General features: G+C 63.8%; 19 protein-coding genes. 11 read left to right on the top strand and 8 right to left on the bottom strand.

Going from position 1 to position 18,881, the window contains the following annotated elements; genetic code table 11:
* Positions 1-22 precede the first annotated feature (22 nt).
* The 3 genes from V6B08_RS10360 to V6B08_RS10350 form a co-directional block, all read right to left on the bottom strand.
* Positions 23-2,686 carry a glycosyltransferase gene (locus V6B08_RS10360; RefSeq protein ID WP_341980360.1) on the bottom strand — a complete coding sequence of 888 codons (2,664 nt, stop codon included), beginning with the start codon at positions 2,684-2,686 and terminating at the stop codon, positions 23-25.
* Between the two features lie 228 nt (positions 2,687-2,914).
* Positions 2,915-3,295: a hypothetical protein gene (locus V6B08_RS10355; protein WP_341980359.1), complete on the bottom strand. Its 381-nt coding sequence runs from the start codon at positions 3,293-3,295 to the stop codon at positions 2,915-2,917.
* Between the two features lie 105 nt (positions 3,296-3,400).
* Positions 3,401-3,883, bottom strand: coding sequence for an Lrp/AsnC family transcriptional regulator (locus V6B08_RS10350; protein WP_341980358.1), 483 nt, complete (start codon positions 3,881-3,883; stop codon positions 3,401-3,403).
* Positions 3,884-3,990: 107 nt separating this feature from the next.
* Here V6B08_RS10350 and V6B08_RS10345 point away from each other — a divergent pair, with 107 nt between their 5' ends.
* From V6B08_RS10345 to V6B08_RS10335, 3 genes are all read left to right on the top strand, one after another.
* The gene (locus V6B08_RS10345; RefSeq protein WP_341980357.1) at positions 3,991-4,914 is read left to right on the top strand and encodes a DMT family transporter; all 924 of its coding nucleotides are present in this window, start codon (positions 3,991-3,993) and stop codon (positions 4,912-4,914) included.
* On the top strand, positions 4,914-6,104 hold the full coding sequence (locus V6B08_RS10340) for a pyridoxal phosphate-dependent aminotransferase (RefSeq protein WP_341980356.1): 1,191 nt from the start codon (positions 4,914-4,916) through the stop codon (positions 6,102-6,104). Before V6B08_RS10345 ends, V6B08_RS10340 begins: the two co-directional genes overlap by 1 nt.
* A 124-nt stretch (positions 6,105-6,228) precedes the next feature.
* Positions 6,229-6,726 carry a hypothetical protein gene (locus V6B08_RS10335; RefSeq protein WP_341980355.1) on the top strand — a complete coding sequence of 166 codons (498 nt, stop codon included), beginning with the start codon at positions 6,229-6,231 and terminating at the stop codon, positions 6,724-6,726.
* Positions 6,727-6,828: 102 nt separating this feature from the next.
* Here the strand turns inward: V6B08_RS10335 and V6B08_RS10330 are convergent, their stop codons facing one another.
* Both V6B08_RS10330 and V6B08_RS10325 read right to left on the bottom strand, forming a co-directional pair.
* Complete coding sequence (locus tag V6B08_RS10330; protein ID WP_341980354.1) at positions 6,829-7,992, bottom strand: hypothetical protein; 1,164 nt, start codon at positions 7,990-7,992, stop codon at positions 6,829-6,831.
* A 205-nt stretch (positions 7,993-8,197) separates the two neighbouring features.
* Positions 8,198-9,490, bottom strand: coding sequence for a class I SAM-dependent rRNA methyltransferase (locus tag V6B08_RS10325; protein WP_341980353.1), 1,293 nt, complete (start codon positions 9,488-9,490; stop codon positions 8,198-8,200).
* Between V6B08_RS10325 and V6B08_RS10320 the strand changes: the two genes are divergently transcribed.
* Genes V6B08_RS10320 through V6B08_RS10310 form a run of 3 tightly spaced genes read left to right on the top strand, consistent with a single transcriptional unit; the run spans position 9,476 to position 11,238 of the window.
* Positions 9,476-9,886 carry an HIT family protein gene (locus tag V6B08_RS10320; protein WP_341980352.1) on the top strand — a complete coding sequence of 137 codons (411 nt, stop codon included), beginning with the start codon at positions 9,476-9,478 and terminating at the stop codon, positions 9,884-9,886. The two genes, V6B08_RS10325 and V6B08_RS10320, sit on opposite strands and share 15 nt — an antisense overlap.
* 9 nt (positions 9,887-9,895) lie before the next feature.
* Positions 9,896-10,198, top strand: coding sequence for a SemiSWEET family sugar transporter (locus tag V6B08_RS10315; RefSeq protein ID WP_341980351.1), 303 nt, complete (start codon positions 9,896-9,898; stop codon positions 10,196-10,198).
* Positions 10,199-10,215: 17 nt separating this feature from the next.
* Positions 10,216-11,238, top strand: a complete 1,023-nt coding sequence (locus V6B08_RS10310; RefSeq protein WP_341980350.1) for a TAXI family TRAP transporter solute-binding subunit — start codon at positions 10,216-10,218, stop codon at positions 11,236-11,238.
* Position 11,239: 1 nt separating this feature from the next.
* On the opposite strand, the gene V6B08_RS10305 is transcribed toward V6B08_RS10310, so the two are convergent.
* The gene (locus tag V6B08_RS10305) at positions 11,240-11,887 is read right to left on the bottom strand and encodes a glutathione S-transferase family protein (RefSeq protein ID WP_341980349.1); all 648 of its coding nucleotides are present in this window, start codon (positions 11,885-11,887) and stop codon (positions 11,240-11,242) included.
* A gap of 81 nt (positions 11,888-11,968) precedes the next feature.
* On the opposite strand from V6B08_RS10305, the gene V6B08_RS10300 reads away from it, so the two are divergent.
* The 3 genes from V6B08_RS10300 to V6B08_RS10290 all read left to right on the top strand — a co-directional run bounded on the left by V6B08_RS10300 (position 11,969) and on the right by V6B08_RS10290 (position 15,032).
* Positions 11,969-13,360, top strand: coding sequence for a leucyl aminopeptidase family protein (locus V6B08_RS10300; protein WP_440588802.1), 1,392 nt, complete (start codon positions 11,969-11,971; stop codon positions 13,358-13,360).
* A gap of 362 nt (positions 13,361-13,722) precedes the next feature.
* On the top strand, positions 13,723-14,226 hold the full coding sequence (locus tag V6B08_RS10295) for a helix-turn-helix domain-containing protein (protein WP_341980347.1): 504 nt from the start codon (positions 13,723-13,725) through the stop codon (positions 14,224-14,226).
* Positions 14,227-14,429: 203 nt separating this feature from the next.
* The gene (locus V6B08_RS10290) at positions 14,430-15,032 is read left to right on the top strand and encodes a hypothetical protein (RefSeq protein ID WP_341980345.1); all 603 of its coding nucleotides are present in this window, start codon (positions 14,430-14,432) and stop codon (positions 15,030-15,032) included.
* Here V6B08_RS10290 and V6B08_RS10285 read toward each other — a convergent pair.
* Positions 15,029-16,228, bottom strand: a complete 1,200-nt coding sequence (locus V6B08_RS10285; protein WP_341980343.1) for a CaiB/BaiF CoA transferase family protein — start codon at positions 16,226-16,228, stop codon at positions 15,029-15,031. The genes V6B08_RS10290 and V6B08_RS10285 overlap by 4 nt on opposite strands.
* A 25-nt stretch (positions 16,229-16,253) precedes the next feature.
* Positions 16,254-17,033, bottom strand: coding sequence for a GGDEF domain-containing protein (locus V6B08_RS10280; RefSeq protein WP_341980341.1), 780 nt, complete (start codon positions 17,031-17,033; stop codon positions 16,254-16,256).
* Positions 17,034-17,191: 158 nt separating this feature from the next.
* On the opposite strand from V6B08_RS10280, the gene purE reads away from it, so the two are divergent.
* Both purE and V6B08_RS10270 read left to right on the top strand, forming a co-directional pair.
* On the top strand, positions 17,192-17,740 hold the full coding sequence (gene purE, locus V6B08_RS10275; protein ID WP_440588801.1) for a 5-(carboxyamino)imidazole ribonucleotide mutase: 549 nt from the start codon (positions 17,192-17,194) through the stop codon (positions 17,738-17,740).
* A gap of 2 nt (positions 17,741-17,742) precedes the next feature.
* Positions 17,743-18,837, top strand: a complete 1,095-nt coding sequence (locus tag V6B08_RS10270) for a 5-(carboxyamino)imidazole ribonucleotide synthase (RefSeq protein WP_341980340.1) — start codon at positions 17,743-17,745, stop codon at positions 18,835-18,837.
* The last annotated feature ends 44 nt before the right edge of the window (positions 18,838-18,881 follow it).

Raw genomic sequence — 18,881 nt, 5'->3', positions numbered from 1 at the left:
TCGGATCGTTATGCGGCGGCGCCTAGTCGGCACCGGCGCTGGGGTTGGGGGAGCCGGCTTTCGGCAGCGCGAACAGGCTGGGCACCGGGGCATTCTTCGCCACGTCGCCGGGCTTGCGGAAGCGACCCTTGGCGGTCGAGATCATCGCCAGCGCCAGCGTGGCATAATAAGGCAAAGCCTGCGCCAGCATCACCACGCCCCAGAGCCGGGCTTCGGGGTCCTGGCCGCCCTGGAAATTCCACATCGCGATGCCGGCGGCGGTGAGCAGCGCACCGAGCAGCGATTCCTCGCGGGCAATGATCATCGCCTGCACCAGGGCGGGTTGGTTCTCATGCTTCGGCGTGCGGATGAAGGGCAGTTTCGAGGTGAACAGGCCGGCCAGCATCGCCTTGGCGATGGTGTAGGTGAGCGCCAGGCCGGCGAGGCCGGCGCCAAGGCGCTGGCGGAAGCTGCATTGCACGCGAATCTTATAGAGCCACAGGAACTGCGCCACCTTGGCGATGAACACCGCCACCACCGGCAGCAGGAACAGGCCGAGCGGCAGTTCGAAATATTTCGGCATCACCAGCACGCCGACGGTCCAGGCCAGCGACGAGATGGCGAAGACCAGACCCAGCGCATCGGCGAACCAGGGCAGCCAGCCGGCGACGAAATGATAGCGCTGCATCGGATCGAGCTTGCGCGTGTCGCCCGGCAGCATATCGCGCCAGTGGCGCTTGAGGATCTGCACCGCGCCATAGGCCCAGCGGTAACGCTGGGTCTTGTAGCCGCCGAAGCTGTCCGGCGTCAGGCCATAGCCGAAACGGCGGTCGGTATAGATCGACTTCCAGCCGCCGGCCAGCAGCCGCAGGCCCATCTCGCTATCCTCGCAGATGCACCATTCCGCCCAGGGGCCGACATGATCGATGGCGGCGCGGCGCACCAGGGTCATGGTGCCGTGCTGGATGATGGCGTCGCGTTCATTCCGCTGCACCATGCCGATCTGGAAGAAGCCGGCATATTCCCAGTTGATGTATTCCTTGAACGCATCTTCCTTCCAGTCGTAGTGGTCCTGCGGCGCCTGCACGAAGCCCACATCCGGCTGGTCGAAATGCGGCACCAGCGCGCTGAGCCAGTCCGGCTCCACCAGGTAATCGGCGTCGACCACGCCCACCACCTCGGTATCGGGCGCCATGTTGCGCAGCGCGAAATTCAGCGCGCCGGCCTTGAAGCCCTTCAGCGGCGAGACATGGAAGAAGCGGAAACGCGGCCCCAGCTTGGCGCAATGCGCCTCCACCGGGCGCCATACCGCCTCGTCCTTGGTGTTGTTGTCGATCACCAGCACTTCGAAATTCGGGTAATCCATCGCCGCCAGTGCATCCAGCGTCTGCTTCAGCATTTCCGGCGGTTCGTTATAGGCCGGCACATGGATCGACACTTTCGGCCAATGCTGGCGCGACAGGTCTGCCTTGTGCGGCAGGAACAGGCGCTTGCGCCGGTTCGACCAGATCACCTCCGACATTTCGAGGCCTTCCGCCAGCACCATGATGAACAGCATCACCAAGAGCGGCAGCAGCATCGCCCACATCAGCGCCACGCCGGGACTCATGTAGGTGCGGAATCCGGTATCGACGACCCAGACGATGGCGGCGGCAACCACCTGGATCAGCGCACCGAAGAACAGCCGCCCGGAAAAACGCAGGTCGCTCCAGCGCGCCAGGAACCAGACCATCAGCGGCAGCGCGATCAGGATCGAGCCGGCGGCAAGCTGCGGCCAGTGCGGGCGATCCTCCACCGGGCCGATCATCGGGAATTTCGGCGTGCGGTCGGCGTTGTAGATGCCCCAATAGGCGCCGACGGAGCCTTCGATATTGCGTTTCCAGGGCTGGTCGAAGGCTTCCATGATGAAGTAATCGAGGCCACGGGTATTGGCGATATTGAGGAAGTGGCGCAGGAAGGTGGCCTGCGAAGTCGGGCTCGGCACGGCTTCGCGGCGCGTGCGGCCTTCCGATGGCCAGCCGATCTCGGTGATCACCACCTTCTTGGTCGGATGCGCGTCCTTCACCTGCTGATAGCGGCCGAGCGCGTATTCCACCGCCTTGTCCGGCGCCTGCCCTTCCCAATAGGGCAGCAGATGGATGGCGATGAAATCGACCTCGCGGCCAAGCTGCGGATAGCGCAGCCAGATATCCCAGGTCTCGGCGGTAGAGATTTCGACGCCAGTGCCGGCAAGCTCGGTGCGCACGCGGCGGATATACTGGATCAGGTCGGAAATCGGCATGTCGAGCCGCAACATGGTTTCGTTGCCGACCAGCACGCGACGCACATTCTTGTTCTGCTTGACGATGCGCACGAGGTTGGCGATCTCTTCCTCGTTGCGCTCCAGCCGGCCATCGAGCCAGATGCCCTGAAGCACTTCCATGCCATAGCGGCTGGCAATCGGCGCGATCTCGCCCTGGCCATCCAGCGCCGAGTAGGTGCGCAGATACTTCACCTTGCTCGAGAGCAATTGCAGATCGCGGTCGATCTCGTCGGCGCTCGGATACTTTTTCTGCTGCGGCCCCTGGTCGGCCTGGAACGGCGAATAGTCGACGCCGTTGATCAGCTCACCCCAGGGACGCGGCTCGACCGGTGGATTGAGATAAATCCACCCGGCGATATTGGCGGCGATAACGAGAAGAAGGACGAACAGTCCCGAATAGCGCATGGATGCCTGCGAAGCTGATACTGATGGGGCCTGATACTGGTGATGAGACAGGCTGGTGATGAGAAGGGCCGTTGCTGTCTGCGCCGGCTCCGCCCGCCACGCTTTTCCCGCCACGCGATCCGCCGCGTGGCATTGGGAAATAGCTGTGGAATATGGCGGCTTTACGGCGCTGGCGGACTATACCGCCGGCCCCGGCCAAGAGTCGAGGGCAGAGCTGGTTTCCGGCGATTAATCCCAGGCGGTGAAACGCCCGGTATAGCCCCCCTGCCCGGCCAGGGCCATGCAGGAGCGGACGCCGATATTGTACTGGCTGAAGTCATAGATGGGTTCCCAGCGGGTGGCGCAGGTTTCGGTATAGGTGGCGGTGTAGCAGCGCCGCTTGCCGTCACGGCCGCGCGAGCAATGCTGGATCGGATCGCGGCGGCAGGTGGTAACCGGCTGTTCGCCAATCCGCCGGATCAGTGGCGCATGGGCGGTCTTGCAGCCCTCGTAGGTGTCATAGGCGGCATAGCAGGCGTTGCGGTCCGGGGCCGTCATGCAGCTCACCTCGGCACAGCCGCCCAAGGCCAGCAGCAGCCCGCCCAATACCCATCCCCCGACCCTGGTCATGTCCGCCTCCGAAGGGAGCGGCGCCTGTGTCAGCCCCCTTGGGACAGCAGGTTTATGCTGCCATCGTGCCGCCAGCACGGCGGCATTGCGGCGAATTCACGGCATTTAGGCAGCCGCCGCCGCCAGCGGCAGCGGCGCGGCGGTCTTGATGATGCGGATGGCGAAGTTGGAGCGGATATCCTTCACCATGTCGAGCACCAGCAGGCGCTCGTTCAGCACACGCTCATAGGCCTTGAGGTCAGGCACCACCACCTCGACCAGGAAATCCGCCTCGCCCGATACCATATGCGCCGCCACCACTTCCGGGATCGCGGCGAGATGGGCCTGCAAGGCCTGGGAATCGTCGATGCGGTGGCGCGCCGCCTTGATCTCGACGAACACAGTGAGGCCGAGCCCGGTCTTGTCGCGGTCCAGCACCGCACGGTAGCCGGCGATATAGCCCTCCGCCTCCAGCCGCTTGACCCGCCTTAGGCAGGGCGACGGCGACAGGCCAACCCGCTCGGCGAGTTCGACATTGCTCAGGCGGCCATCTGCCTGCAAAGCGGCCAGAATGGCATGATCGAAGCGGTCGAGGGCATCACTTGGCATGTTTTATCCCCTAATATGCCTACATTGGCATGATATGCCAAAAATCCCGGATAGGAGGATGAAATTCGCAAGGACATGCCGGGCGGTTTTCGGCGACACTTCCGGCCATGACCAGCCCAGCCGCCGCCCTGACCAAGCCTGATGCCGCTGCCCTCCCCGTCCTGGGCGTGGTGGCGGCGCTCACCACCATGCTGCTCTGGGCCGCCGGCCTCGCTATCACCCGCTTCGGCGTCACCCACGCGCTCAGCCTCTGGGACGTGATCTTCCTGCGCCTCACCGCCCCGGCGCTGCTGCTGATCCCGGTGCTGTTCAAGCTCGGCCCCGGCTTCGCGCGCGGCCGCCATGGCTCGGTCAGCCTGGTGGTGCTGTGCGCCGGCCTGCCCTTCGTCTGCGTCAGCAGCGCCGGCACGCTGTTTGCCCCGGCGGCCCATGCCGGTGCGATGATGCCCGGCACCATGCCGCTGTTCACCGCCCTGCTGGCCTGGCTGGTGTTGCGCGAAATGGTGGGCCGCACCCGCCTGATCGGCTTTGCCTGCATCCTCGTCGGCGTGATCGCGCTGGGTGGCTATCACCTGTTTGCCGGCGAGCCGGGCCTGTGGCGCGGCCATCTGCTGTTCCTGCTCGGCGGCTCGCTATGGGCGACCTATACGCTGGCGGTGCGGCAGAGCGGCCTCAGCCCCTGGCATGGCGCGGCAGTGATCTACGTCTATTCCTGGCTGCTCTATCTGCCGATCTATTTCCTCGCCCTGGAGCCAAGGCTGCTGCAGGTGCCGGCCTTCGAGGTCTGGCTCCAGGTGGCGCAGTCGATCTTTTCCGGCCTGGTCAGCATGTATACTTATGGCTATGCGGTGCGCAGCTTAGGGCCTGGCCGCGCCGCCGCCTTCGCCGCCCTGGTGCCGGCGCTCGCCGCCCTGCTGGCGATCCCGCTGCTCGGCGAATGGCCCGAGCCGGTGACCTGGGGCGGCATTGCCCTGATCGGCACCGGCGTGGCGCTCGCCTCCGGTGCGGTTGCCTTACGGAGATTTCAGTGATGGATGCGGATTTGCTGGATGACGTGAAACTGCCGCAGCTTTCCGGGCGCAGCGAAATCGAGATTTACCGCATGTGGCGCATCTATAATGCGCTGCTGGAACGCAAGCGGCGCGGCGACGAGGTGGTGAACCTGCTGGTCGGCGAGCCGTATTTCCCGCCGCCGCACCGCGCCATCGCCGCTGCTGAAGCGGCTTTGCGCGCCGGCCCGATCCCCTACACCGAAGCCCTGGGCCTGCGCCGCCTGCGCCAGGCCATCGCGCGCTATTACGGCCGCCGCTACGGCCTCGACATTGCGCCCGAGCGCATCGCCGTCACGGTTGGTTCGTCGTCGGGCTTCATGCTCAGCTTCCTCGCCGCCTTCGAGGCCGGCCAGCGCGTTGCTGTGGTGGAGCCGAGCTACCCGGCCTATCGCGGCGCGTTGCGCGCGGTGAACCTGGAGCCTTACCGCCTTGGCACCGATGCCGCTTCCGGCTTCCGGCCCAATGCCGCGATGATCGAGGCGCTGCCGGCCGATATCGCCGGCGTGGTGCTGGCCAGCCCGGCCAATCCCACCGGCACCATGCTGCGCCGCGACGACCTGGCCGCGCTCTATGCCGCCTGCCGCCGCCGGGGCCTTTGGCTGATCGTGGATGAACTGTATCACGGCGTGACGTATGGCGAGGCCGCCGAGACTGTGCTGAGCCAGGGCCCGGAAGCCATCGTGGTGAACGGCTTCTCGAAATACTGGGGCATGACCGGCTGGCGCATCGGCTGGCTGGTGCTGCCCGAGCGCCTGGTGCCGCGCGTCGAGGCGCTGTCCGGCAGTCTGCAGATTTCAGCCCCGACACTGTCGCAGATCGCCGCCGAGGCGGCACTCGATTCCGATGACGAGATGAGCGAGCGCGTCGCGGTCTATGCCCGCAACCGTGCCCGCCTGCTCGAAGCCCTGCCGCGTCTCGGGCTGGATCGCATCGCGCCGGCCGATGGCGCCTTCTACCTGTTCTGCGATGTCAGCGCCTTCACGGACGATGCCGAAGGCTTCTGCCGTCGCATGCTGGATGAAACCGGCGTGGTGGCCGCGCCCGGCGCCGACTTTGACACCGCAAATGGATCACATTTTGTCAGATTCTCATTCTGCGTTGAGCCAGAAGTTGTAGACCAAGCCATCAACAGACTCTCTGAGTGGTTGCCACGGCAAAACCGCCGTTAATACTGGCCACTACAGCAATCTCTAATTCCCATCCGCTGACGTAATATTGCGTCTGTGGGGCGATTTGTTATGATTCACCGCAAGCTGCCGGGTTTTGGGTGGCGCTTTTGTCGCAACGGTGTTCATGGCTAAGCCGCAATTCATTAATCCGCCGCAAGAGCTGAAGCGCAAAGCCGTCAACTACAAGACTGGCTTCTCGGTCAATTTGACCGATGAGATCACCGAAAAACTGGAAGCCACCATCTCCGCTAACGGCGACGCCTTCGCGATCGAGGTGATGGAGAAACTCAAGACCATGCGCGCCACCATCAACGGAGTCGGGCCGGACAGCATCGCGCGCATGCTGATGCTGCCCTCGGTGGCCGAGATGGCGCTCGACATCAAGGGCATGGGCGGCACCTTCGGCTATCCTCTGCTCACCATGCTGGCGAAGTCGCTGAACGATTTCATCGGCGCGCTGGGTATGCCCACCGATGCCCAGTTCGAGGTCATCCGCATCCATGTCGACGCCATGTATGTGATGCTGGGGCAGCATGTTACCGGTGTCGGCGGCGCCAGCGAGAAGGCGATGCTGTCAATGCTGAACCGCGCCGTCGACAAGGTCGGCGAAAAGACCGACTGAATTATTGCCGGCTGAAACGCAAAACGCCCAGGGCAGGATTTGGTCCTGGGCCTGGGCGTGATGTTCGTTCCAAAATTCAGAACAATCAGTTGAGCGGCTGCCCTAATTGAGTTGCTGCTCGGGGTTGGAATTCGCCTCGATGGTGGCGTTCAGCTTGTTCAGGAACACCTCGAACTGGTCCGAGCGTAGCTTCATGCCCGGCTTGTCCATCACATCGGTCTCGAAGATGTAGTTGCAGTGGTCGAGCGCGTTGACGCAGAAGCCCAGCGCCCAGAACCGCTCATTCGCCTTGCTCAGGAAGTCGCGGAACGGCCCCGGATCGTTGCGCTCCATGAACAGCGTGTGGCACTCGCGGTAGCTCTTGAAGATATTGATCGTGCTCCGCGTCAGCCCACGGATCTGCTCGATCGTGGTGCGCTTGTGCATGCTGTAGAGCTCTTTCATATGGCCGACCATCGCCAGGTCATACGGATCGGAATCCGGCGAGGCGAGCCATTTGATGATCTCGGTGGAGCGGCGGATATTTTCCGAATACTTGTATTCGTAATATGCCACGCCCTTCCAGGCGGTGAGGATGCGGTTCGAGAGCGACTTGTCGATCTTGAACGACTCGATGAACAGTTCGGCTTCCGCCGACTGTGCCTTCCACAGCGAATTGATGAAGTCGGAAAGCGAGCGCGAGCGCTTCTCGATATAGCCCGGCGGAAACGCCTTGGTGATGATCGGATAGACATCGCGGGTGACGATGCTCTTGATATTCAGCTCCTCGACCTTGTCCAGCCCGAGGAATTCCGCATCGATGCCAACCCGCGCCTCATCGAACTTCACGCGCATCAGGAACGGATCGAGCGACGGGATATCGTCCAGCAGCGACAGCAATTCGAGATCGCGCGCATTCTCCGGCGAGATCACATCGAGGTCGATGCCTATGAAGTATTTCAGTTTGGCCGAGAAATCCTGTTCGCGCAGATAGACGCCATGGCCGCCATCCTGCGGCACGTTGGTGTCATAGGGGAAATACAGGCAGGTCTCGACCGGGCGCTCTTTCTTGCTGCCGCCGCCATCGATGAATTCATCGATATCGGTTTCGAAATTCGGATACTTGAAGATGATCGCTTTGTTCAGACGCGGATTGTCGAAGAAGTCACGCCCGATCTTCTTCACCTTCTTCGGCACATTGAAAACCACGTTGGAACGATCCGAGAGGATCTTTTCCAGCAGCGGTGACATTGCCTTGCGAGAGGTTTTGCGGGGTTTCTTGGTCATCGCATTCTGCGGGGTGGCGATCCGGTTCACGAGAAAATCAACGCAACTCAATTCTAGGTGACCTTGTGCTTATCAACTATATGGTCAACGCGGTCAATACGCGAATTATCTATGTTTCACAGGCATTAATGTCAAATTGTGACATCCGCTCCACTGCCTGTTTTGCGGGCGTTTCAAAAACTGGTTACGCATATTTTTCGGTGACTTAGTCGACCTGATAGAGCAACCACTTGAGATACGCGCTCTCCGGCAGATGCGGGTGCACCGGATGATCCGGGCCGGCGCCGCCCTGGGCCAGCAGCCTGCCCTCGCGTCCGGAAGCAGTTAGCCCGGCCGCGACCTCCTTGGCGAACAGCTCGCCCGGCAGCAGATGGGCACAGCAGGCAACGAACCAGAAGCCACCTGGTGTCACGAGTGGAGCCGCCAGCCGTGCCAACTTCCGGTAGGCCCGGCTGCCCGGCCCGAGATCCTTGCGGCTTTTGACGAAGTTGGGCGGATCGGTGACAACAAGGTCGAAGCGCTCGCCGGCGGCATTCAGGCTCTCGAGTTTTTCAAAGGCATCCGCCTTCTCGAAGCGGCAGGTGGCGGCGAGGCCATTCGCCGCCGCCGCCTGGCCGGCAAGCTGGATCGCAAGCTCGGAGCGGTCGACGCCAAGCACGCTGGCCGCCCCGGCACCGTTCAGGCCCTTGGCCGCGCGGAGCGCGAAGGCACCGGTATGGCAGTAGCAGTCGAGTACCCGGGCGCCGGCGGCGAGTTGGGCGATCAGGTCGCGGGCGAAACGCAGATCGAAATACCAGCCGGTCTTCTGCCCCTCCAGCAGATCGAGCGAGAAACGCACGCCGCCCTCCTCCACCTGAGGTGCCGGATCGAGACTGCCATAGGCAAGCGCGATGGTCTCGCCAAGGCCTTCGAGGCGTCGTACCGGGCTGTCGTTGCGCAACACCACGGCGCGCGGCTTGAAGGTATCCTGCAGCGCCTCGAGCAGCAGCGGCGTGAGCAGCTCGGCACCGGCAGTGTTCGCCTGCACGACAAACGAATCGGCGAAGCGATCAATGATGATTCCAGGCAGTCCGTCGCCTTCGGCATGTATCAGCCTGTGAAACGGCTGCGAAAAGAAAGGCCGGCGGCGCGCTTCCGCCGCAGCCAACTTGTCGGACAGGAAACGCGTGTCAATGCGCGTCTCCATATGCCTAACGAACAATCGCACGGCAATTAGGGAATGCAGGTTGAAACTACCGATACCCAAACCGCCGCCGTGAGCGTCGTAGACGCGCACCATCTCGCCCGGCGGTAGCGTTTTGGCTGCAGCGTCGAGAACAAGTTCGTTCGCGTAGATCCAAGGATGGCCGCTACGAATGCGGCGATCTTCGCGTGGTTGCACGCGCAGGACGGGCATACTCGATACAGGCATGGACATTTCCCCCGCAAATGCGTTATCCAGCCCAGGCGATACTCGATAAACAACGATAAAGCGAGAAGTTTGATGTTCCAACTGCATGACCAGCTTCGCCGCGACACATTGCCGATTTGTCGCATGAAGCTCTGTCTGGTCCAGCTAATGAACGACAATCAGTATCCCTGGCTGGTGCTGGTCCCCGCAGTGGAAAACATGGTCGAGATCGCCGATCTGAATGAGAAACAGCGCAAGCTGCTGATCAACGAGATCGCCCAGGCACAGCGGGTGCTGAAAAGCGTGTTCGAGCCGCAGAAGATGAATGTCGGCGCGCTCGGCAATCAGGTCTCTCAGTTGCACGTGCATGTTATCGGCCGCTTCCACAACGACCCGGCCTGGCCGCAGCCGATCTGGGGCAAGGTGGCGCCGAAGGCCTATGACCCGGCCGCTTTGCGCGGTATCATCGCCAAACTGCAGAACGCCTTCATCTCCCGCATCTGACCTCTTTTCATGCCATCTGCCGAGGCTGCCGCCGAGTGGGTTGAAATTACCAACTGGGTCGAAATCATTGGCCTGGTGGCGGGGTTTCTCACCACGGCCGCCTATCTGCCGCAGGTGCTGAAAGTGTGGCGCAGCCGCTCCGCCCGCGATGTCTCGCTCGGCATGTTCAGCCTGATGGTGGTCGGTCTCCTCCTCTGGCTCGCCTATGGCCTGCTGATCGGCTCGCTGGCGCTGATCCTCTCCAACACCGTCACGCTGATTCTGGCCACATTGATCCTGATCGGCAAATTGCGTTTCGACCGCGCCGCCTGATCCGGCTATAAAGGCGCATGCGCCGCCGCGACCTGCTGCTTTCCCCGCTTGCCCTTGCCGCTTCCAGTCTATCCCTGGCTGGCCCGGCAACCGCGCGCACGGCTGCCGACGACCTGCGCTTTTTCCGCATCCTCACCGGCTCGGCCGCCGCGACAGCGTTTCCCATCGGCACCCTGGTCGCCTCGGCGATTTCCAATCCGGCCGGCAGCCGACCGTGCGACCGGGGCGGCTCCTGCGGCGTGCCCGGCCTGATCGCCGTGGCGCTGACCAGCGCCGGCTCGGTGGCCAACCTGGCAGCCATCGCCAATGAATCCATCGAAAGCGGCTTCGCCCAGGCCGACCTAGTCTATTCCGCCTATAACGGCGAAGGCTTCTATTTCCGCCGCACCCGTTTCCCCAACCTGCGGGTGATCGCCAATCTCTACCCCGAGACCGTGCATCTGGTGGCGCGGCGCGGCAGCGGCATCCAGGATATCCGCGACCTGGTGGGCAAGACGGTTTCCATCGACCGCGCCGGCTCCGGCACGCGATTCAACGCCGAGATCATCCTCAATGCCTATGGCGTGAGGCTGAGCCAGATCAAGGTCGCCGAACTCGATCCCGGCGAAGCCAGCGACCGGCTGACGCGCGGCGAGATCGACGCCTTCTTCGTCATCGCCGCCTATCCGGCGCAGATCGTTGCCGATCTCACCGAGAAGCAGGGCGCCACCGTGGTGCCGCTGGCCGCCCGCGCGATCGAGGCCGCGTTGAAGCGGCACCGCTTTTTCAGCCGCGAGGTGATCCCGGCCAATTCCTATGCCGGCGTGCCGGAAACGGAAACGCTGAGCATCGGCATGCAATGGGTAGTGGCGGAATCCGCCGATGCCGGGCTGGTCTACGATATCGTCTCGGCATTGTGGCAACCGGCCAGCCGCAAGATCCTGGATGGCGGCCATGTGAAGGCGCAGCAGATCCGCCGCGACAGCGCGTTAAGCGGCCTCTCGACACCGCTGCATTTCGGCGCCGAGCGGTATTACCGCGAAGCCGGCCTGCTCAGTTAGATTAGTTCGTATTCTCGAGCGGCGTTTCCTGTTCCGCCGCCTGGCACCATTCGCGCATCGCCGGATGCGCCATCACCGCATCGCAATAGGCCTGGCTCACCGGATCGAGCGCGAGGCCATAGGTGCGGAAGCGCGTTACCACCGGCGCATACATGCAATCGGCGATGCCGAAGCCGCCGAACAGGAAGTCGCCCCGGCTCTGGCCGAAGCGGGCGCGGCAGTCGCGCCAGATTTCCTGCACCCGCAGCGCATCGGCCTTGGCTTCCGGCGAACCCTGGTCGGGAAAGCGGCGGGAGATATCCATGCTGTAGTCGCGCCGCAGCGGCATGAAGCCGGAATGCATTTCCGCCGCCACCGCGCGGGCTACGGCGCGGGCATCGGCGGCCTCTGGCCACAGCCCGGCCTGCGGCGCGCGCTCGGCGACATATTCGCAGATCGCCAGCGAGTCCCAGACGCTCAAGGCGCCGTCAATCAGCAGCGGCAGCTTGCCCGACGGCGAATAGCGCAGGATCTCCGCCTTGGTTTCCGGCCGGCGCAGGCCGATCAGGCGTTCCTCGAAGGCCAGGCCGGCCGCCTTCAGCGCCAGCCAGGGCCGCAGGCTCCAGGAAGAGTGGTTCTTGTTGCCGATCACCAGGATGAGGCTGGTCATTGTGCTGCGTCTCCGCCTTTTGCCGCGTTCCCGCCCGGCTTATAAAACGCTTGTACCCCCGCTGCCAACCTGGAGCCTGCCGTGAAGCTGTCCGCCTTGAAGCTGCCCTTTGCCGAGACCAGCGCCAAAGCGCTGCCGATCCGTGGCTTCACCGCCGCCGCCTGGAGCAAGGACAGCCGCCGCGAACCCGCTGCCACCCGAAGCTGGGCCGAAGCCCAGGGCTTTGCCGCCAAGCCCGGCCAGGTGCTGCTGCTGCCCGATGCCGCCGGCCAGCCGCGCGCCGTGCTCGCCGGCCTGCCGGAGCAGCCGGACCTGTGGAGCTATGCCGCCCTTGCAGCCGCCTTGCCGGAAGGCGATTACCGCCTGGATTTCCAGCCCCACGATGCCGACGATGCGGCGCTCGGCTGGGCATTGGCCGGCTACCGCTTCGACCGCTACCGCAAGCCTTCAGCCAAGCCGCTGGCGCGGCTGGCCTTGCCTAGGGCCGCGAACAAGGCCCGGGTGCAGGCGATCTATGAAGCCATCGCGCTGGCGCGCGACCTGATCACCACGCCGAGCAACGATCTCGGGCCCGCTGAACTCGCCGTCGCCGCGCAGGCCGTGGCCAAGCGCTTCAAGGCGCAATGCCGCGTCATCGTCGGCGAGCAGTTGCTGAAGCAGAATTATCCACTGGTGCATATGGTGGGCCGTGCCGCAGCCGCGCATCGCCAGCCGCGGCTGATCGACATCACCTGGGGCAATCCGAAGGCGCCGAAGGTGACTCTGGTCGGCAAGGGCGTGTGCTTCGATAGCGGTGGCCTGGATATCAAGCCGCCATCGGGCATGCTGATGATGAAGAAGGATATGGGCGGCGCCGCGATCATGCTTGGCCTCGCCCAGGCGATCATGGCGTTGAAGCTGCCGATCCGGCTGCGGCTGCTGATCCCGGCGGTGGAGAATGCGATTTCCGCCGATGCCTTCCGCCCCGGCGATGTCTGCAAGAGCCGCAAGGGCCTCACTGTCGAGATCGGCAACACCGATGCCGAAGGCCGCCTGATCCTGGCCGATGCCCTGGCCGAAGCCGACAGCGAGAAGCCGGCCTTGCTGCTGGATGCGGCGACGCTTACCGGTGCCGCACGTGTGGCGCTGGGCCCGGACCTGCCGGCCCTGTTCAGCCCAGATGACGCGCTGGCCGATGCGCTGCTGGCGGCAGGCCGCGTCACCAATGATCCGTTCTGGCGGCTGCCATTGCACAGCCCGTATCGCGACTATCTCGACAGCAAGGTGGCCGACATCAACAATGCCGGCGACACGCCCTTCGCCGGCTCGATCACCGCCGCGCTATTCCTGCGGGATTTCATCAGCAACACCAAGGCCTGGGCGCATCTCGACGTCTATGCCTGGACAGCGCGTCCGCGCCCTGGCCGGCCGGTTGGTGGCGAGGCCATGGGGCTGCGTGCCTTGTTGCACATACTGGAACACCGCTACCGCTGATTCGTCTCGGTTTTTTGCTCGTTCAGTGCCCGGCAAAAGCCACAGGGCATGTTAAATCATACCCTTAGGGCAACATATCCAAAAAGGATATATAAGTATTTGATATGTATTTTAAGGAAATATTATCCTGGAAAAGTTTGTTCTAGTTGAGCAATACGACTTGCATTCTAAGCAAACCGAGATAAACGTGATTAATACTTATCAATAGTAAGTATATCGCGACACTCAACTATCACCGGGAGAGGAAGTTTCCCCAAATGTGCCCCACACTTCGTGGGAAAGTTCCGTGAAGGTCGCGATGATTAGCGTCGTATGCCCGCGCGGCTTGCTAGCCGGGCCAGTCGGACAAGGAAGAAGCCCGCATGAAACGTAAGTCTTCTGGCGTGCCGCACCCGATGGATGTCCATGTTGGCAAACGTCTGCGCGCCGCCCGGCTGCTCGCCGGTTTCAGTCAGAGCCGGCTCGGCAACCATGTCGGCCTCACCTTCCAGCAGATCCAGAAATACGAGAAGGGCATGAACCGCATCGGTGCCAGCCGGTTGCAGCAATTCGCCCAACTGCTGAATGTACCGCCGGGCTATTTCTTCGAGCAGTTGAATGACGGCCAGGCCGCCAATGCCGCACTTGGCAGCAATGGCGCGGCTTTCCCGCTGCGGACGCCCGAACCGCTGGCGCCGACCAGCGTGCCCGGCTTTGCCGAAGTGGCGGCGATGCTGGATGGCCGTCAGGATGATGCCGGCAACAGCCACCGCCAGGCGGTGGAACTGCTGCAGCATTTCGGCCGCATCCGGGATGGCGCGCTGCGCGCCAGCATCCTGCATCTCGTCAGAACCGCAGCCAGCGCCTGCAACAACATCCCTGGATAGGATTGGAGCGGTTTTTTTCTGCCCCTTATTAGCAGAAAAAATGATGGCGAGATGACTACTCGCTGGCATACATCCCCAGATTGCGGTTAACTATACCACACAAAAAGGGGACAGAATGCTCCCCGAGACAGAATGGGCCGACAAGCATGCGCAAAATCGTCGCAGAGAAACTGCGAACTGGAGTTCAGGGGCGTTGTAACCTCTTGAGCCTGTCACTCGCCAACCTGGCCCAATCCATCAACCGTGACCCTACAACCGTGCGTGCCTGGCTGCGCGGGGTGAACCGCGTCACGCTTGAGGATGCGGTGATCCTGGACAGTTTCTTCGCCCGCCAGGGCCTGCCCGGCCTGCTGGATGAGATGCGCACGGATTCCAGCAGCGCCGCCTGGCAGGCGGAAGAATTGCCGCTGCAATCACTGCCGGCGCAATACACCGAGATCGCCCAGGCCCTGCGGGCCGAAATACGCCAGCCGGCGGTACTGCTGGCCGCGCAGGGCCTGCTGGAAAACTGCAGCATCCTGCTGCGCGCCGATGATGCGGTGATGCCGGTGCATGTCGGCGCCAAGCTGCCGATGCGGCTGGGGCCGGATGTGTTCGGCCGCGATGTGCGGCATCTGAGCGATCAGGCCTATGGCGCGCTGCTGCATCGCCAGGCGCGCGAACTGCTGCAGCGCGACCGCCCGATGCTGCACCGGATCAGCTCCGCCATCACTACCTATCGCCGCCTCACCGTGCCGGTGAACGGACGCTTCGTGATCTCGATCCCGTTCGATATCAACGCCAAGAGCGAGCTGGTGCTCGACTAATCCGCCAGCCGCACCACGCCCTGCGCCGCCAGCGCCGCGATCTCCTCGCGGCTATAACCGAGTTCGGCAAGCAGTGCTGCCCCATCCTCGCCGATCTGCGGCGGCGACCGGCGCAAAGGCAGGCGGCCCTCGCCCATTTCAACCGGCAATCCCGGCAGCCTGGTAACGCGGCCATCGGGCAATGTCATCTCCAGCAGGCCGCCGGACTGGTTGAGATGCGGGTCGTCGAACAATTCCTCCGGCCGCGTCACCGGCGCGAAAGGCAGGCCATGGCGCTCCAGCTTGGCGGATAGCTCAGCCTTGCTGTAGGCGGCGAAGGTTTCCGCCAGGCGCGGAATCAGGCGGTCGCGCCCGGCCACGCGCTGACTGTTGGTGGCAAGCGTCTTGTCGGCAAAGAGATCCGGCAGATCGAAGGCGTCGCAGAAAATCTTCCACTGCGTATCAGACACCACCGCGACGAAAACCTGTTCATCATTCTTCACGGTGAAGAGATCATAAATGCCCCAGGCCGAGATGCGGTTCGGCATCGGCGCCGGCGCCTTGCCGGTGACGGCGAACTGCGCCATGTGCTGCGCCACCAGGAAGATATTGTTCTCGAACAGGCCGCTTTTCACATACTGGCCCAAGCCGGTGGCTTCGCGCTGGCGCAGGGCGGCCAGAATCGCGATGGCGGCGAACATGCCGCCCATAATGTCGTTCACCGACGAGCCGGCACGCAACGGCCGCCCGGGCGGGCCGGTCATATAGGCCAGGCCGCCCATCATCTGCACCACTTCATCAAGCGCCGTGCGATGTTCATACGGCCCGGCGAGGAAGCCTTTCAGCGAGCAATAGATCAGCCGTGGATTGCGCAGCCGCAGCGCTTCGTAGCCGAAGCCTTGAGCTTCCAGCGCACCGGGACGGAAATTCTCCGTCACCACATCGGCGCTGTCGATCAGCTTGAGCAAGGCGGCGCGGCCCTGCTCGCTTTTGCTGTCGATGGCGAAGCTGCGCTTGTTGCGATTGAACATCACGAAGAAGCCGGCGCCAGCGCCAACCAGGCGGCGGGTGCCATCGCCTTCCGGCACCGGCTCAATCTTGATCACCTCGGCGCCGAGATCGGCCAGCACCAGGCCGCAGGTCGGCCCCATCACCATGTGGGAGAATTCCACGACACGCAGGCCGGCGAGCGGCAAGGATGCGGCCTCGTTACTCATGCTTCCCGGCTCCCGGACTGGTGCTTCAAGCGCGCGCTGCGCGCCGTGCGAGTTTATGGCTGTACATCATCTGGTCGGCGGCGGCCAGGGCGCTGCCAGGATCCTCGCCGGCTTTCAGCGGATAGACGCCATAGGCGGCATCCAGCGGCAGCACCTTGCCTTCCCAATGCAATGGCCGGCGCTGGATCGCGGCCGCCAACTGATCCGCCTTCTCGCGCCCCTGCTGCGCATCGGTCTCGGCCAGGATGACGCCGTATTCATCGCCACCCAGCCGCGCCACCACATCGGTATCCCGGGTGGCGTCGATCAGGATCTGGCCGACCTGGATCAGCGCCGCATCGCCGGCGGCATGGCCGTATTTGTCGTTGATCTCCTTCAGGCCGTTGAGGTCGAAGTAGATCAGGCAGGATGGCCGGTTGAAGCGCTCGACATGCGCCATGGCACGGCTCAGTTCGCGTACAAACGCCCGGCGGTTGTAGAGCGGCGTCAGCGTGTCGCGGTCGGCCAGGCGTTCGAGATCAGCGAGCCGCAGCTTGGTACGATTGAGTTCGTTGCGCAGGTGGTCGACTTCGCGCATCAGCGCCATCACCGCGTCGCGCACCCGGGGCGTCAGCTCGGTTTCTGGAATCCCCATCACCGTGGCGGTGGCAGCCGGATTGGCAGTGCCGCCCGCTGCCGCGCCATAGGCGCTAGCCGCCGCCGAGGGAGCCGGCCGCGACGCAGCCGCACCCGAGCCCACCGCGCCGATCTGCGGTGTCCCTGTAGGCGCCGGCCCCAGCGGCCTGCGGTCGTCGATCCTGGTCATGCGCGCGCCACCATGCGCAGAAGGTCCTGGCCTAGTTTAGAACAATCCGCACTATAGCATCCGAGTTTGTTAATAAAGCCTAGCGATGCCGAGCTTTACAGGCGTTCCCCCATCCCTATAATCCCCCGCTTTCCAGCACCCGCCCGGAAGGAACCGGCATGGCGAGCCCGCGTAAGACTTCTGTAACCAAGACCCGCACCAGCACAACCGCCGCAACCCGCGCGCCGCTGGTCGGCATCATCATGGGCAGCCAGTCTGACTGGGCCACCATGGTGCATGCCGCCGATATCCTGCGCGAGCTGAAGGTTCCCGCCGAACACCGCATCGTTTCCGCGCATCGCACGCCGGACCGCCTCTATGCCTATGCCGCCTCGGCGGCGGAACGCGGCCTGCAGGTGATCATCGCCGGCGCCGGCGGCGCCGCGCATCTGCCCGGCATGGCCGCGGCGATGACGCATCTGCCGGTGCTGGGCGTGCCGGTGGAAAGCAAGACGCTGAAGGGTCTGGACAGCCTGCTCTCGATCCAGCAGATGCCGGCCGGCATTCCGGTCGGCTGCCTGGCCATCGGCCGCGCCGGCTCGATCAATGCCGGCCTGATGGCGGCGGCGATCCTCAGCCTGCAGGACGAGGCGCTCGCCGTCCGCCTCAAGGCCTGGCGGGCCAAGCAGACCAAGGCGGTGAAGCTGCAACCGCGCGACGAGGCCTGAGCGTGACGGCGCTACCGCCCGGCAGCACCATCGGCATCCTGGGCGGTGGCCAGCTTGGCCGCATGATCGCGCTCGCCGCCGCACCGCTGGGCTACCGCTGCCATATCCTTGCCCCGGAAGCCGATCTGCCGGCGGCCCAGGTGGCGGCGCAAGTCACCCGCGCCGATTATACCGACAGCACCGCGCTGGAACGCTTCGCCGGCGCCGTCGATGTCGTGACCTATGAATTCGAGAATATCCCGGTGGAGCCGGTGGCGATGCTGGCCGATCTGGTGCCGGTGCGCCCCGGCGTTGCCGCCCTGCGCATCACCCAGGACCGCCTGTTCGAGAAGGATTTCTCCAACAAGCATGGCGCGCCCACCGCGCCCTTTCATGCCGTCAGCAGCCTTGCCGACCTGAATGCCGCGATTGACGCGCTGGGCCTGCCGCTGATCCTGAAAACCCGCCGCATGGGCTATGACGGCAAAGGCCAGCGCCGCATTGATACGCGCGAACAGGCCGCAGCCGCCTATAACGACCTGCGCTCGGATATGCTGATCGCCGAAGGCTTCGTGCCGTTCGAGAAGGAAATCTCGATGGTGCTGGCGCGCGGCCTGGATGGCGCCGTCGCAAGCTTCGGCCCGGTGGAGAATATTCACCGCCATCACATCCTGTGGCGCAGCTATGCGCCGGCCGGCATCGATGCGGCACTCGCCGCCGAGGCTGAAGCCATGGCGCGCCGTCTGGCCGTCGGCCTCAATTATGTCGGCGTGCTGGCGGTTGAGATGTTCGTGGTGCAGGGCCGCGTCGTGGTCAACGAGATGGCGCCGCGCGTGCATAATTCCGGCCATTGGACCATGGATGCCGCCGTCACGTCGCAATTCGAGCAGCATGTGCGCGCCGTAGCCGGGCTGCCGCTGGGCAATCCGGCGCGGCTTTGCGATGCGGTGATGCAGAACCTGATCGGCGACGAAGTACATGCCTGGCCGGACCTGCTGAAAGAGCCGATGGCCAAGCTGCATCTCTACGGCAAGGCCGAAGCCCGACCCGGCCGCAAGATGGGCCATGTCAACCGCCTCTACCCCCTCGGCCAGCGGCCGCCGGCCTCAGAGCAATAAGCGAATCAAGGCTTTAGCAGCCAGTTCGGCTTGGCTTGGACTCT

The sequence above is a fragment of the Ferrovibrio sp. MS7 genome, from assembly GCF_038404985.1.
In the GTDB taxonomy this organism is placed as follows: domain Bacteria; phylum Pseudomonadota; class Alphaproteobacteria; order Ferrovibrionales; family Ferrovibrionaceae; genus Ferrovibrio; species Ferrovibrio plantarum.
Note: the sequence above shows the minus strand (reverse complement) of the source record. Positions and strands in the feature narration are given on the sequence as shown.

Coding starts and splice junctions, on each gene's coding strand:
- V6B08_RS10335 (WP_341980355.1), top strand. CDS start 6,229: ATGGCTAAGCCGCAATTCATTAATCCGCCGCAAGAGCTGAAGCGCAAA.
- V6B08_RS10310 (WP_341980350.1), top strand. CDS start 10,216: ATGCGCCGCCGCGACCTGCTGCTTTCCCCGCTTGCCCTTGCCGCTTCC.
- V6B08_RS10350 (WP_341980358.1), bottom strand. CDS start 3,883: ATGCCAAGTGATGCCCTCGACCGCTTCGATCATGCCATTCTGGCCGCT.
- V6B08_RS10305 (WP_341980349.1), bottom strand. CDS start 11,887: ATGACCAGCCTCATCCTGGTGATCGGCAACAAGAACCACTCTTCCTGG.
- V6B08_RS10355 (WP_341980359.1), bottom strand. CDS start 3,295: ATGACCAGGGTCGGGGGATGGGTATTGGGCGGGCTGCTGCTGGCCTTG.
- V6B08_RS10325 (WP_341980353.1), bottom strand. CDS start 9,490: ATGCAGTTGGAACATCAAACTTCTCGCTTTATCGTTGTTTATCGAGTA.
- V6B08_RS10320 (WP_341980352.1), top strand. CDS start 9,476: ATGTTCCAACTGCATGACCAGCTTCGCCGCGACACATTGCCGATTTGT.
- V6B08_RS10280 (WP_341980341.1), bottom strand. CDS start 17,033: ATGACCAGGATCGACGACCGCAGGCCGCTGGGGCCGGCGCCTACAGGG.
- V6B08_RS10360 (WP_341980360.1), bottom strand. CDS start 2,686: ATGCGCTATTCGGGACTGTTCGTCCTTCTTCTCGTTATCGCCGCCAAT.
- V6B08_RS10340 (WP_341980356.1), top strand. CDS start 4,914: ATGGATGCGGATTTGCTGGATGACGTGAAACTGCCGCAGCTTTCCGGG.
- V6B08_RS10315 (WP_341980351.1), top strand. CDS start 9,896: ATGCCATCTGCCGAGGCTGCCGCCGAGTGGGTTGAAATTACCAACTGG.
- V6B08_RS10285 (WP_341980343.1), bottom strand. CDS start 16,228: ATGAGTAACGAGGCCGCATCCTTGCCGCTCGCCGGCCTGCGTGTCGTG.
- V6B08_RS10295 (WP_341980347.1), top strand. CDS start 13,723: ATGAAACGTAAGTCTTCTGGCGTGCCGCACCCGATGGATGTCCATGTT.
- V6B08_RS10330 (WP_341980354.1), bottom strand. CDS start 7,992: ATGACCAAGAAACCCCGCAAAACCTCTCGCAAGGCAATGTCACCGCTG.
- V6B08_RS10345 (WP_341980357.1), top strand. CDS start 3,991: ATGACCAGCCCAGCCGCCGCCCTGACCAAGCCTGATGCCGCTGCCCTC.
- purE (WP_440588801.1), top strand. CDS start 17,192: ATGGCGAGCCCGCGTAAGACTTCTGTAACCAAGACCCGCACCAGCACA.